The sequence below is a fragment of the uncultured Murdochiella sp. genome (assembly GCF_902488755.1).
Taxonomy (GTDB): domain Bacteria; phylum Bacillota; class Clostridia; order Tissierellales; family Peptoniphilaceae; genus Murdochiella.
In genome coordinates this window covers 1-13,284 of the sequence record NZ_CABTXF010000036.1, presented here as the reverse complement: position 1 = coordinate 13,284, position 13,284 = coordinate 1, and the positions used below count along the sequence as shown (strand labels likewise).

Here is a 13,284-nt window from a genome sequence, read left to right as displayed (position 1 = left end):
GTGAGCAGATTACGGCGGCTTCCCCCATTTTTTCGTTTTCCCGCCGTAACGCAGCCACTGAATTTACGGGGGCTTTCCGCACTTTTGCGTTTTACCGCCGTAAATTTTCCACCCACTTTACGGCGGCTTTCCGCACTTTTGCGTTTTACACCCGTAATGCAGCCACTGGATTTACGGTGGATTTCCGCATTTTTACGTTTTACCGCCGTAAATATTCCACCCACTTTACGGCGGCTTTCCGCATTTTCCTATTTTACAGCCGTAATAATCTCGTCATCAAAGGAAAATGTTATTAATCTTACCTCTTAGGTTCTCTATTTGACGTATACTTAGTCGCTCGCTATTCCTGCTGCTGAACAAATTGTTTTAGCGCCTCGCTCTGAGGATGCAGAAAGATTTCTTCCGGCGTTCCCATCGCTTCCAAAAAGCCGTCATGTAAAAACGCAACGCGTGTAGCCACATTTTTGGCGAAGGTAATGTCGTGGGAGACAACCATCATGGTCATGCCACCTTTTGCCAAGTCTTCAATGATGTTGAGCACCTCCCCCACATTCTGCGGATCAAGGGCGGAGGTCGGCTCGTCAAAGAGGAGAACTTCCGGGTCCATTGAGAGCGCGCGAGCAATCGCCACACGCTGCTGCTGACCACCGGAAATCTGTGTCGGTTTCGCTTTGCTATACTCCTCCATGCCAACACGGCGAAGATTTTGCAGCGCAATATCTTCCGCCTCTTTCTTTGTACGGTGCAACACTTTTGTCTGTCCCAGCGTACAGTTTTCCAACACGGTTAAATTGCGGAACAGATTAAACTGTTGGAACACCATTCCCACCTTGGCATGATAGCGTAGCAGGTCGAACTTCGGCGCTAAAATGGACTGTCCATGGAAACGAATATCGCCTCCGGTGGGTTCTTCGAGAAGATTTAGACAGCGAAGGAAAGTGGATTTTCCGGCACCGGAAGGACCAATAAGCGAAACGACTTCGCCGGCTTCTAGCGAAAGAGAAATATCTTTTAACACGGCATGATCGGAAAACACTTTTTGCAGATGTTCGACATTAAGGATTGTTTGCTTGTCCATTTCACACCTCCGTAGCACTCTTTAAAGAAAAAGGAACGTCCGGACTGAATTTTCTGCTGAGTGAACGAATCACCATGTTTGCCAAACGAGTCAGGACAAAGTAGATAATCGCCACGATGAAATACGCCTGGAAAATCTGGAATGTCGATCCGGCAACGCTTTTGGTAATAAAGAACAGTTCTGTCACCGAGATGACATTGAGTACCGAAGTATCCTTAATATTAACGATTAGCTCATTGCCGATGGAAGGCAAAATCGCACGCATCGCCTGCGGTAAAATCACATACATCATCTGTTGCGCATGACTGAGTCCTAACGCATGTGCCGCCTCAAATTGACCGGCATCCACGGCATCGATTCCTCCGCGTATCGTTTCCGCTAAATATGCGCCGGTATTGACCGAAACGATAAGACAGGCGGCAAAAAGCGGATTCATATCTACGGAAAAGAACTGTTTGCTGCCGTAAAAGATCAACATCGCTTGCACAATCATCGGCGTAGAGCGAAACACTTCGACGTAGATGGTTCCGATAATCTGGAATAAACGAATCAATCCCTTTTTGATTCCCGCCTTTTTGCCTGTCGGAATGGTACGAATCACTTGCACGACAAAGCCTATCACCAAACCAAAGGCGGTTCCGAGGAAAGAAATGAGAAGCGTAATGCCGGTACCGCGCAGAAAGAGGGGTGCATATTCTTTCCATATAGCAAGCACCTGGGCAAAAAAGGAGGTTTCCGCCGCCTCTTCCCCACTTTGCAAAGCGACCATGTGATCCATCGCTTCGAGGCGCTCCTCTTCGGAAATACCGGAGAGAACGGCGTTAAGGGAATCTTTCAGCGTTTCGCCCTTGCGCACGCCAACCGCCACCGTTGTGTTTTCCGGATCATAAGTAAAACCCTTCCCTTCCGCAAAGACGACCATGGCGAGCTCCGGCTTGGCCATCACGGCGGCTAATGCGCCGGGACGCTCAGAAACGTAGCCATCAATGGAACCGGCGCTTAAAGCAGTAATCATGGTAGAAAACGTATCCATGGGCGGCTGTTTCGACACGCCCTCAATTTGATCCAGTACTTCGTAATGAAACGTGTTGAGCTGACCGGTAATCTTTGCTCCGGCAAAATCGGATAGCGCTTCGGCATTCGCATACTTGCCGTCTTTCTTCACCACCATCACCAAATCGGACGAATAGTATTTTTCAGTAAAATCCAACACCTCTCGGCGTTCCGGTGTCGGGCTCATTCCGGCGATAATGGCGTCTATTTTTCCGGACGTTAATGCCGGAGACAATCCGTCCCATTCCATCTTGCGAATCACCAGAGTTTTCCCAAGTCCTTCCGCCAGACGTTTCGCCATCCAGACATCGTAGCCATTCGCGTATTCCCCCGGACTGTTCTCCACGGGAACCGCGCCGTCTGCATCGGTCGTCTGCGACCAGTTAAACGGTGCATAGTTCACTTCCATGCCTACGACAAAGGTGTTCTCTCCATCAGCAAAAGCGATGGCTGGCAACAGAAGTACCACAAGAAAGATAGTCGTCGCGACCTTTTTCCACTGCTTCATTTTCTCCTCCGTTCCGTTAGGGTGAACGCCGTTCACCCATGATTCTCGACTTTGAAAACAAAAAAAGTGAGAAGGGTGCGCCTTCTCACTGCAAAGTCGAATCCGATAGCGCACCACCGATTTCTCGGTGACAGTCCGGCACCTATTTGATGCCGACCCAACAATCTCTCGTGTCCGAAAGACCATTTCGGCGAACCCGCCTTTCTCTCTCGTCATCAGCTACCGCCTCGAAGAGATACTCATCGTATTCGCTCCTCTACCTCATCTAATCGATAAGGAGTATTGATTTTGGTTTAGTATAGCGATGTCGTATTCATTTGTCAAATATTCGTTTTTTTATTGGAAAATCCGGTTAGTTCGACAGCAACTTGTGTTCTTTCTCCATCGAGGGATGATTTTACGCCCCTTTTCACTGCGCATTTTATTCCCGTCGGCAGTCCTTTTGTTATACTGAAAACAGAAGAAACGGATCGAAAACCATCCGCATTGTTCGGGCGCACTGTTCACCGTGCTTTGACACGACAAACGCCCCATACCGTAAGAAAGGAGTTTCTCTTGAAGCAGGATATGCTTATGCGTATGCTCGCCCGACAATTCCCCAATCGCCGTGCGGCAATGGGTGAAATTGTTCGACTGAAAACGGAAATGCTGCTGCCAAAGGGCACGGAATATTTTTTCAGCGATGTCCATGGTGAAGACCGGGCGTTTATTCATTTGCTGCGCTCCGCATCGGGAAATATCCGCCGAAAAGTGCGCGATGTCTACCGTACCCGCCTATCCGAGGATGACCAAAATGAACTCGCCGCCATCATTTACTATCCGGAACTGACGCTGCAAAAAAAGAGGGAACGTCTTGACGATGAGCGTTGGGTGCGAAAGATTATTTTGGAACTCATTGAGGTCGCACGCTTTATCGCTTCCAAGTATCCGCGCGAGCAGATTCGTCAAAAGCTGCCGAACGAATACAAAACGCTGATTGGCGAGCTGCTCGAAATCAATGACGGTGAAATTGACCGCCGAAGCTATTATTATGCGCTGATCGACGCAATTATCGAGGAACAGGACGCCTATGATTTTCTCTGCGCCCTCTCGTATACCATTCAGCGCATCTGCGTAAACCATATTCATATTGTGGGCGATATTTTTGATCGCGGTCCGGGTCCGGACAAAATCATTGAAGAACTGATTGCTTTCAAAAACGTGGATATTCAATGGGGCAATCATGATATTGTCTGGATGGGTGCGCAGTTAGGCAATGAAACCTGCATCATGTCCGTCCTTCGCAACGCCATCAAATACAACACCTTTGACGTGCTGGAAGATGGCTACGGCATCCATCTGCGCGCGCTCAACGACTTTGCGATGAATGTGTACGGCGAAGATCCCTGCACCTATTTCCAACCGAAGATTTTTGATGAAAATGTCTATAACATCTGGTCCATCGAACGCGCGGCGCAAATGCATAAAGCCGTTGCCATTTTGGAAAATAAGCTGGAAGGACAGCTGCTGGAACGCCATCCCGAATACGGTATGAATGAGCGCATCGTCTTAAAAAAAGTGGACTGGAAAACCATGGAGTATGTCGATACCGACGGTACGCGCTATCCTCTTCGAGATACCAACTTCCCGACCGTGGATCCGAACGATCCGCTCAAGCTCACCAAAGAGGAAGAAGACCTCGTCTTTAATTTACGTGCTTCGTTTATGCACAGCGAACGCTTGGCACGGCACATTTCCTTCCTCTTTTTGCAAGGTTCCAGCTACCGTTGCTATAACGGCAACTTGCTCTATCACGGCTGTCTGCCCCTGACGGAAGACGCCTCCTTCGACTCTCTTGTCATCGATGGACATCCCTATGCTGGAAAAGAGCTGATGGACTATGTGGATTACATGATGACGAGTGCGTACTATGGCGAACGCGATGCGCAAAAAACCAAAAACGCCATCGATTTCACCTGGTACCTCTGGTGCGGACCGAAAAGCCCGCTTTTCGGAAAAAGCAAGATGGCAACCTTTGAAAACTACTTCGTTGGGGACAAAACTCTGAGCAAAGAAAAAATGAATCCGTACTATTCGCTTTGCGACAACGAAGAAGTGGTCGAGTATATTTTGGATGCCTTCGACATGAATTATCCTCATGCTCACATCATAAATGGACATGTCCCGGTCAAAAGCAAAGAGGGACAGAGTCCAAAGAAAGCGCACAACAAGCTGTTCGTCATCGATGGCGGCATTGCAAAATCCTACCATTCCAAAACGGGCATTGCAGGTTATACGCTCATTTTTAACTCCCACCATATCGCTTTAGCGGAGCATCAGGACTTTGACGGACTAACGAATGGACTCGAAACATATTCGCCCCATGTGGAAACTGTCGATCGCTATGAACGCCGTTTTCTGATTGGCGACACCGACAAAGGCAAGGCGGATCAGCGCACCATCGACTATTTGCATGATCTCATCCGTGCCTATAAACGCGGCGAAATGAAGGAAAGTCTTCCGCATACGAGAGAAACGCTTCGTTCCTGACTCTCTTTCTTCACCACCAAAAAAGGAGACATCGAAGAGCATTCGGTGTCTCCTTTTCGTTTTATTCTCTTGCCCGTCAAGCGCTATCCCAACGCCACATCAAGCGCCATCATCACAGCAAAGCCAACCGCAAAAGCAAAGGGACCAATGTCGGAATGCTCCCCCTGACTCATTTCCGGAATCAATTCTTCGACAACGACATAGAGCATCGCACCGGCGGCGAAGCTCAATAGAAACGGCAAAACGGGCACAACGAGCCCCGTGGCAAAGATTGTTACTGCCGCGCCAAGCGGCTCAACCGCGCCGGATAGCGTACCGTACCAGAATGCGCGTTGTCGTTTCATGCCCATCGCGTGAAGCGGCATCGAAATGATGGCGCCTTCGGGAAAATTCTGAATCGCAATGCCCAAAGCGAGCGCCAGCGCACCACGTGCGGAAATGCCTTCCACTCCGGCTAACACACCGGCAAAGACAACCCCTACCGCCATCCCTTCCGGAATATTATGCAGAGTGACGGCTAAAAACATTTTATTGGTTTTTGCCAAATGCACCGCCGGACCTTCTGCCGTATCGCTGTTGATATGCTGATGCGGAATGACATGATCCAAAAAGAGAAGAAACAGCACGCCTGCCATAAGTCCTCCCACGGCAGGAAGAAATGCCCATTTTCCCATCGCTTCCGACTGTTCCATCGCCGGAATCAGCAAACTCCATACCGAAGCGGCGATCATAATTCCGGCGGCAAAGCCCTGCAATGCACGTTCCACCGCACGGTTCATTTCGCCACGCATAAAATAGACGCACGCCGAACCCAGCGTCGTCCCAATAAAAGGGATAAAAAGCCCTAAAAACACCTGCTCCGTCATTACACTTCTTTCTACGTTTCTATTTTCCTTTTTCTCTGTCTTACCGCACATGGGCAAGCGAAAAGGACATGCACAACTATCAATCTTTCTGTTCCGATAAGCCATCCTTCGTCGAGTGATTCGACAACAGCCAAAAAACAATACTCAACAGGATTACACAAAAGAGAATGGATGCTTTTCCCATCAAGGCAATGAGCCAACTTTCGATAATCGCGCCCAACACAAAACTTACGATTAACCCACTGTATAGCGCCATGTGCCGTAGTGCTTCATGGGAGTGCGAACGCAAAAAACGTTCCGCCGCCGTCGTAAAGCTCCGCAAATTGCCAATAAGCATGGTTGTTGCTGCCGCCTTGCCATGAATGGAGCGGAAACTTTCTACCTGAATGCCGCAGGCAAAGGATAAAAGCGCATTGGCGAGCGCATCCCCAGCGTTGGGCAATCCGCTCACCAAAACCAACAAAACAATTTCCACCGCGACTGCCCATTGCCGCCAATGCAGACGAGAAAATGAGCTACGGTAGCGTATACGATCGGCAAGGAAAATGCCTGCCATAAATGCCAAAATAGGCCATAAATGCGATAGTGCGAGAGAAAACTCCCCTTGTGCCGCATGAACACCCACTAACAGCATGTTTCCTGTCTGCGCATTGGAAAAGACATTTCCTCGAAACAGATACGAATGCGCATCCATTGCACCACCTGCAAGCGCAAGCAATACCCCCGTGCGAATCGATTCCGACATCCGGATTTCCCGCATCGGTTTCAACATCGCCTCCTACGCTTTTTTCCGTAAGGCGATCAATCTGCTGGAAAAGGCGCCCATGCGCCCCGATTTGGCAAGCGCCTCCATCAGAGACAATACCAACAGCGCATAGACCGGTGCGCTAAGCCCCTGTTTCACCAACGCACGGAAGAAATTTGCCTTGGCTGCCGCTTCGCCGATAAAAATAGACATAAAGAGCGAAACCAAAAACACGGATGTCAGCAATTGTCCGACCGCAACGCCCAGCAGAACACGCCAAAAGGTGAATTTTTTCTTTCCGCCCACTAATTCGGTCACCAATACCGGAATTGCTCCCGTCAGCGCAGAAGTCAACGTAAAAGCAATATTAAAGCCATACGAAGATGGGCGCACCAAAAACGCCACTAAATCGGTCACGCCACCAATCAAAAAGCCGCCGACAGGACCAAAAAGATAGCCGGAAAGGATAATCGGCAAGCCGCCGAAGCTCACAAAACCGACGCGCATGGAATTAACCACCACACCAATTGCGATGAAGATCGCCATTTGCGCAATGCGCTTCGGCGTAAAATACTGTGCCGGAGAAAGACGCTCCGCCGTTTCCTTCTTTTCCTTCTGGGGCTGTATTTTACTTCGTCTCTCCAACGCTTCGCCCAACACCCCTGCTAAGAAGCCCAAAGCGATGCCGCCCAGAACGAGCGCCCACCAATAGTGACCGATAAACGCCGTAAACTGTTCATTATTCGCTGTCCACGTCGCCATTTTCTTTGGCTTAAACGTCGGGATTTCCTGCCAAAACCGACGAATGAGAAGACCGAGAGCAATAATTACGCCTCCGGTCGATGCGCCGATCAGGCGGTTGGACAGCATTCCGCATAACGCCACGCCAAAATACGCCGCAATAAGGCCCGTGTACACTACCGGCTCACCAACCATGCGAATCGCCAGCATGGATACTCCCGCGGTGAGCAACACAACAAACCAATTTTTCTTCACGATATTTTTCTCTCCTTACTGTTTTGCGCCATCCATATTCTGATCTTTATAGCCTTCGCGAATGACGTGATACTCGCCCGTCTCGACGTTGAGGTCATAAATATCAAAATTGTTGCGCATGTCGATTCCTTCTTCGCGTGTTGCCAAGTTAATGGATCGCGAACCTTCCGGACCGGATTGCACACGATGAAATACGTAGGTCGGCCAAATCAAAATGCCGCCGCCATCCAACACACGCTTACCATTATGCTCTATATAATCCGGCGTGACGATAAAATCTTCCACTTTTCCATGTTCCGGCGTGTACAACTCCACATGACGCTCGCCGAACAGAACAAAAAGATTATCCCACTGCGCCGGATGCATGTACCACGGACGCTTAACATCGCCAACCGATCCTGGACTGATGGCAGGTCCCGTATGAATCACGCGATCTAAACCGTCCACGCGAGGAATCAGTTTTGTCGGCAACACATCAAACACCACGTTTGGCGTATGCCGAAAGTCCTTTAAGGCAATAATGGTATACAGCTTGGGAACTTGTTCAACAATATAGTCTTCCGCTTTCATGGTCTTTCCTTTCTTTGTCATCGGAAAACGGTTATCCGAAAAAGGCAGCGTTGTGTATCCGATAACACGTCACGGTGTATTGTCCGAAAAGAGACGGCTCTTCGTTTTTCCAATGAACACCGCGCAAAAGCGTGATCTTCCTAAAACGCCCTCTCGATACAACACTCGGTTCGCCCCTTTTGTACCCCGACAAAGAAAACGGAATCGCGTCAAAAGCTATTTTTGATCAGCTTCCTTGCATAATTTTGCCACCCGTCCGGAAAGCATCAGCAAAGCAAGCAAGTTGGGAAAGACCATCACGGCGTTAAAGAGATCCGCCATGTTCCAAACCAGTTCCACTTTAAGGGTTGCTCCCAGAACAATCATCAGTACCACAAGCACGGCAAAAGGTTTTACCGCCTTCTTGCCGAACAGGTAGAGCATATTTTGTTTGGCAAAGAAGAACCAGCTGATGATGGTGGAAAAGGCGAAAAACAAAAGCGCAATCGCGATAAATGCCGCACCCAGATTCTTGCCAAACGCCATGCCCACCGCACGCTGCACAACCGGTGTGCCCGTTATACCAGAGCGAACCATTTCGCCAAGCTCGCCAGAAGAGAGCACGATGAGAGCTGTCATGGTGAGTACAACGAAGGTATCAAAGAAAACGCCGATCATCGCTACTTCGCCTTGCTGCTGCGGTTTGTCCACTTTCGCCATCGCATGAGCGTGCGGTGTAGAGCCCATTCCGGCTTCATTGGAAAACAATCCGCGCGCTACACCATACCGCATGGCCTGACGAACGGTGATACCGATTCCCGCGCCAAGAACTGCCTGTGGTTGAAATGCGCCGACAAAGATCGAGGTAATCGCCGGAAGCAGATTGGCACGATTAATAAATAGGCAAACCACACCGCCGAAGAGATACAAAAACGCCATCACCGGAACAATCTTTTCGGTGACCTGCGCAATGCGCGAAATGCCGCCGATAAAGATAAAGCCAGCAATCACCGCAACACCTGCGCCGACCACAAGACGGTTCCAGCCAAACGCCGAATAAAAGGCATCGCTGATGGAATTGGATTGCACCATATTCCCCATCAAGCCCAGAGCAAGAATGATTGATACAGAGAAGAAGGCGGCCAAAAAACGACCGAACTTTCCGTGAAAGGCTTCCTGTATATAATAAACCGGACCGCCAATGACCTGTCCGTCCTCGTCTTTTTTGCGTGTAATCTGTGCCATAATCGCTTCGGCATAAATGGTTGCCATCCCGAAAAAGGCCGCCAACCACATCCAGAAAATCGCGCCCGGGCCGCCGGAAATCAGTGCCGATGCACATCCTGCGATATTGCCCGTGCCGACCTGCGCGGCTATCGCGGTTGCCAACGCTTGAAAGGAACTCATGCCTTCCTTCTCGGCTTTATCCCCAAACAGGGTCAATGTGCCGAACACACGATGCCAAGCATGACCAAATCGTCGCACCTGCACAAAACGAGTCCGCACGGAAAAGAGAACACCACTGCCGACCAGGAGAATCATGAGGACAAACCAGATTTTATCCGAAAGCAGGGTTACTATCGTGTTTAATGCCGTCATTCTTCTTCCTCCTTTGCCCAATTCATCGCCAGCCGCACAGCGCGGTGCCATCCGCGCTGCTTTTTCTCTCGTATCTCTTCTGCCATCGACGGAAGATATTGTTTTGCATCTGCCTGAAGCGCACGCAAGGCATCCAAGTCCTTCCAGAATCCCACGGCTAAGCCAGCAAGAAATGCAGCCCCTTTCGCTGTCGTTTCAATGGACTTCGGACGAATCACCGGTGTGCGTATCATATCCGCCTGAAACTGCATTAAGAAGTTGTTTTCGGTCGCACCGCCGTCCACACGCAAAGCGGAGAGAGATAATCCTGCGTCTTCCTGCATCGCTTCAAGAACGTCCAACGACTGATACGCCATCGATTCCAACGTTGCCCGCACCAGGTGATTTCGGTTGACACCACGCGTAAGTCCCACAATCGTACCACGTGCGTACGGATCCCAGAACGGTGCGCCCAGACCGGTAAAAGCAGGCACTACATAGCACCCGTTCGTATCCGGCACGGCAAGCGCCAACTCTTCCGACTGCGGCGCACTCTCAATCACACGCAACTCATCGCGCAGCCACTGTACCGCTGCCCCTGCCACAAAGATAGACCCCTCCAGCGCATAGCAGACCGTATTCTCGCGCTTCCAGGCAACCGTCGTGACCAGACCATGATGGGACATTACCGGCTTTTCACCGGTATTCATCAGCATAAAGCAGCCTGTTCCATAAGTATTCTTCACGTCGCCTGCCGAAAAGCACGTTTGTCCGAACAACGCTGCCTGCTGGTCGCCTGCAACGCCGGCAATGGGAATCGGCGTCCCAAAAAAGGAACGGTCACTTTCTCCGTACACTTCGCTGGACGCACAGACCTTCGGAAGCATCGCCTTCGGCACATGGAAAAGTTCCAACAGCTCGTCATCCCAATCCATCGTATGAATATTAAACAGCATGGTTCGTGAGGCATTGGAAACATCCGTCACATGGCAACGTCCCTTTGTCAGCCTCCAGATAAGCCAGCTGTCCACCGTCCCGAAAAGCAAATCGCCTTGTTCCGCTTTCTCCCGCGCTCCCTCCACATGGTCAAGAATCCAGCGGATTTTCGAGGCGGAAAAATACGCATCCAGTTCCAGTCCCGTCTTTTGGCGGATGCGCTCGGTATATCCCTCTTCGCGCAACCGGTCGCATAGATCAGCGGTTCGCCGACATTGCCAAACAATGGCGTGCATGACCGGCTCCCCCGTCTGCTTGTCCCAGACAATGGTCGTTTCGCGCTGATTGGTAATCCCGATGGCAGAGATTTCCTCTGCCGATACGCTTATTCGCTGCATGGCTTCAATTGCCACGGCAATTTGCGTCGCCCATATTTCGGCAGCATTATGTTCCACCCATCCCGGATGCGGATAGTATTGTTTAATTTCTTTCTGCGCAACGGAGACTATATTTCCGTCACGATCAAAGAGTAAACAGCGCTGGCTTGTCGTTCCGGCATCAAACGCTAAAATATACTTCTTCACGTATTCCTCCGTTCGTTATCATTCTTCACTTTCCTGAATGTTTATTCTATTATCTCCCATTGTCCGCCGTTTGACTATACAAGATGCACATAAATTAGTTCGCAATAAGATCTATTTAGCCGATGTGGTGAACGGAACGGTTTCTTGACGAGGATGGTCGAGGATATATGGTTGCAACGAGAATGCTGATTGCAGCGAGATTCGTTTTTCTCTCGAAAGCCACTGATTGTCGAAATTCGGTTTTCGCCGAGGAGGTTAGCAACAAGAATGGATTCCTTCATTTATTCCATCGAAATGCTGTTCTATCGATAAAACCACTTCCATCATGGGTAAAGAATAAAAGGTAAAAGAAAGGAGAACCTTATGCATACCATTAACATGACCAATGGTCCTCAAAATGTCGTTCGTATGATTCTCGGATGTATGCGAATGCCGAATCTTTCCGTACAGGAAGCAGCAACGATGATACAGGCGGCGGTTGATCTGGGCATCAACTATTTCGATAATGCCACCTGCTATACCCAAGGCGTTGCCGAAACACGCTTTGGCGATGCCTTAAAGGCTTCCGGAATCCATCGAGAAGACCTTCTCATTCAAACCAAATGCGGTCTTTGCTTTGAACGCAATGAATTCGACTGGACGAAGAAGAATATATTGGAGAGTGTGGACGATAGTCTTCGCCGAATGCAGCTTGACTATCTGGATGTGCTTCTCCTTCATCGTCCGGATGTTCTTTACGATCCGCAAGAGGTTGCCGAAGCCTTTGATCTTCTTGTCGAATCCGGAAAGGTGCGTCATTTCGGTGTCAGCAACGTTCCTCCCATGATGTTAGAAGTACTGCGCAAGTATGTCCGCCAACCCCTGATTATTAACCAGTTGCAACTCTCGCTGGAACAATCCCAGCTTATTGATCAATCGCTCTATCTAAATAATCTTTCCACGGATCGTTCCACAGATCGCGACAATGGGCTTTTGGACTACTGCCGCTTGCATGAGATTACGATTCAGGCGTGGTCGCCTCTGCAATACGGCATGATTGACGGATGCTTCTTAGATCATCCCGATTATCCGGAGCTGAACGCCGAACTCGCCCGCTTGGCAGAAAAATATCAGGTGACGAAGGCTGCCATCGCTTTAGCTTGGATTCTCCGCCATCCGGCAAATATCCAAGTCATCGTGGGAACCATGAATCCCGAACACCTGAAAGAATCGGCGGAAGCCATGAATATTCGTCTCACGCATCACGAGTGGTATGAGTTGTATTTAGCTGCAGGAAAATATCTCCCCTAATGGGACGGATGCCATGAATATTCACCTAACGCGCCACGCAAAGTTTGAATTGTATTTCGCTGGGAGGAATATCTCCTATGATTAGGTGAAAGCCGCGAACATTCGCCTCATACCGTTCGTGATACGAATTGTATTTCGCTGCGAGAAATGTCTGCTATAAGGAAAAGCGCCGCCAACAACGTTTTGGCGACGCTTTTTTTCGGATCGATAGAGGTGGAAGAGGACTAAGCTTTGGATAAGGTTGTTTTGAAGATTGGCTATGGGTGAAGAGGGTTGAGTGGCCATGGCAGAGGCGATTTTTTCCTTTAACAGGGGTTCAATGCGATTTTTGACCCTGGCAAAATGCTGTTTTTGCTATTTGCCAGGGGCGGTATGAGGATGCACGACCCTGGCAAAAGCGATTTTTTGCGTTTTGCCAGGGGTGATTCGAGGGTGCACGACCCTGGCAAAAGCGGTTTTTTTCATTTTGCCAGGGGTGATATGAGGTTGCTCGACCCTGGCAAAAACGGTTTTTTGCGTTCTGCCAGGGTCGATTCGGAGTTGAGTGACCCTGGCAAAAGCGTTTTTTCGCG

Annotated in this window: 12 protein-coding genes and 1 riboswitch; of the genes, 2 read left to right on the top strand and 10 right to left on the bottom strand. The window is 49.7% G+C overall.

Features of this window, described 5'->3' with window-relative positions; translation table 11 throughout:
* The 3 genes from RDL68_RS04790 to RDL68_RS04780 form a co-directional block, all read right to left on the bottom strand.
* Positions 1-224: hypothetical protein (locus RDL68_RS04790; protein ID WP_308540545.1), on the bottom strand; the 224-nt coding region annotated here is incomplete at its 3' end.
* A gap of 116 nt (positions 225-340) precedes the next feature.
* On the bottom strand, positions 341-1,078 hold the full coding sequence (locus RDL68_RS04785) for an amino acid ABC transporter ATP-binding protein (RefSeq protein ID WP_308540544.1): 738 nt from the start codon (positions 1,076-1,078) through the stop codon (positions 341-343).
* 1 nt (position 1,079) lies between these two features.
* Positions 1,080-2,639, bottom strand: coding sequence for an ABC transporter permease subunit (locus RDL68_RS04780; RefSeq protein ID WP_308540543.1), 1,560 nt, complete (start codon positions 2,637-2,639; stop codon positions 1,080-1,082).
* 98 nt (positions 2,640-2,737) lie between these two features.
* A riboswitch (Lysine riboswitch) is annotated at positions 2,738-2,906 on the bottom strand.
* 288 nt (positions 2,907-3,194) lie between these two features.
* Between RDL68_RS04780 and RDL68_RS04775 the strand changes: the two genes are divergently transcribed.
* Positions 3,195-5,168 (top strand): fructose-1,6-bisphosphatase, encoded by a 1,974-nt coding sequence (locus RDL68_RS04775; protein WP_308540542.1) that lies wholly within the window; start codon positions 3,195-3,197, stop codon positions 5,166-5,168.
* An 83-nt stretch (positions 5,169-5,251) separates the two neighbouring features.
* On the opposite strand, the gene RDL68_RS04770 is transcribed toward RDL68_RS04775, so the two are convergent.
* The 6 genes from RDL68_RS04770 to glpK all read right to left on the bottom strand — a co-directional run bounded on the left by RDL68_RS04770 (position 5,252) and on the right by glpK (position 11,422).
* Positions 5,252-6,034 (bottom strand): ZIP family metal transporter, encoded by a 783-nt coding sequence (locus tag RDL68_RS04770; protein ID WP_308540541.1) that lies wholly within the window; start codon positions 6,032-6,034, stop codon positions 5,252-5,254.
* A gap of 79 nt (positions 6,035-6,113) precedes the next feature.
* On the bottom strand, positions 6,114-6,806 hold the full coding sequence (locus tag RDL68_RS04765) for a YoaK family protein (RefSeq protein WP_308540540.1): 693 nt from the start codon (positions 6,804-6,806) through the stop codon (positions 6,114-6,116).
* Positions 6,807-6,812: 6 nt separating this feature from the next.
* Complete coding sequence (locus RDL68_RS04760; protein ID WP_308540539.1) at positions 6,813-7,775, bottom strand: folate family ECF transporter S component; 963 nt, start codon at positions 7,773-7,775, stop codon at positions 6,813-6,815.
* Positions 7,776-7,790: 15 nt separating this feature from the next.
* Positions 7,791-8,366, bottom strand: coding sequence for a hypothetical protein (locus tag RDL68_RS04755; protein ID WP_308540538.1), 576 nt, complete (start codon positions 8,364-8,366; stop codon positions 7,791-7,793).
* A 195-nt stretch (positions 8,367-8,561) separates the two neighbouring features.
* Positions 8,562-9,923 carry a sodium:alanine symporter family protein gene (locus RDL68_RS04750; RefSeq protein WP_308540537.1) on the bottom strand — a complete coding sequence of 454 codons (1,362 nt, stop codon included), beginning with the start codon at positions 9,921-9,923 and terminating at the stop codon, positions 8,562-8,564.
* Positions 9,920-11,422 (bottom strand): glycerol kinase GlpK, encoded by a 1,503-nt coding sequence (gene glpK / locus RDL68_RS04745; protein WP_308540536.1) that lies wholly within the window; start codon positions 11,420-11,422, stop codon positions 9,920-9,922. Before glpK ends, RDL68_RS04750 begins: the two co-directional genes overlap by 4 nt.
* Positions 11,423-11,785: 363 nt before the next feature.
* On the opposite strand from glpK, the gene RDL68_RS04740 reads away from it, so the two are divergent.
* Positions 11,786-12,712, top strand: a complete 927-nt coding sequence (locus RDL68_RS04740; protein WP_308540535.1) for an aldo/keto reductase — start codon at positions 11,786-11,788, stop codon at positions 12,710-12,712.
* Between the two features lie 305 nt (positions 12,713-13,017).
* Here RDL68_RS04740 and RDL68_RS04735 read toward each other — a convergent pair whose 3' ends face one another.
* On the bottom strand, positions 13,018-13,161 hold the full coding sequence (locus RDL68_RS04735) for a hypothetical protein (RefSeq protein ID WP_308540534.1): 144 nt from the start codon (positions 13,159-13,161) through the stop codon (positions 13,018-13,020).
* Positions 13,162-13,284 lie beyond the last annotated feature (123 nt).

Bases quoted from the DNA above. Each gene is read 5' to 3' on its own strand.
- RDL68_RS04785 (WP_308540544.1), bottom strand. From the start codon at position 1,078: ATGGACAAGCAAACAATCCTTAATGTCGAACATCTGCAAAAAGTGTTT.
- RDL68_RS04780 (WP_308540543.1), bottom strand. From the start codon at position 2,639: ATGAAGCAGTGGAAAAAGGTCGCGACGACTATCTTTCTTGTGGTACTT.
- RDL68_RS04770 (WP_308540541.1), bottom strand. From the start codon at position 6,034: ATGACGGAGCAGGTGTTTTTAGGGCTTTTTATCCCTTTTATTGGGACG.
- RDL68_RS04765 (WP_308540540.1), bottom strand. From the start codon at position 6,806: ATGTTGAAACCGATGCGGGAAATCCGGATGTCGGAATCGATTCGCACG.
- RDL68_RS04755 (WP_308540538.1), bottom strand. From the start codon at position 8,366: ATGACAAAGAAAGGAAAGACCATGAAAGCGGAAGACTATATTGTTGAA.
- RDL68_RS04750 (WP_308540537.1), bottom strand. From the start codon at position 9,923: ATGACGGCATTAAACACGATAGTAACCCTGCTTTCGGATAAAATCTGG.
- RDL68_RS04740 (WP_308540535.1), top strand. From the start codon at position 11,786: ATGCATACCATTAACATGACCAATGGTCCTCAAAATGTCGTTCGTATG.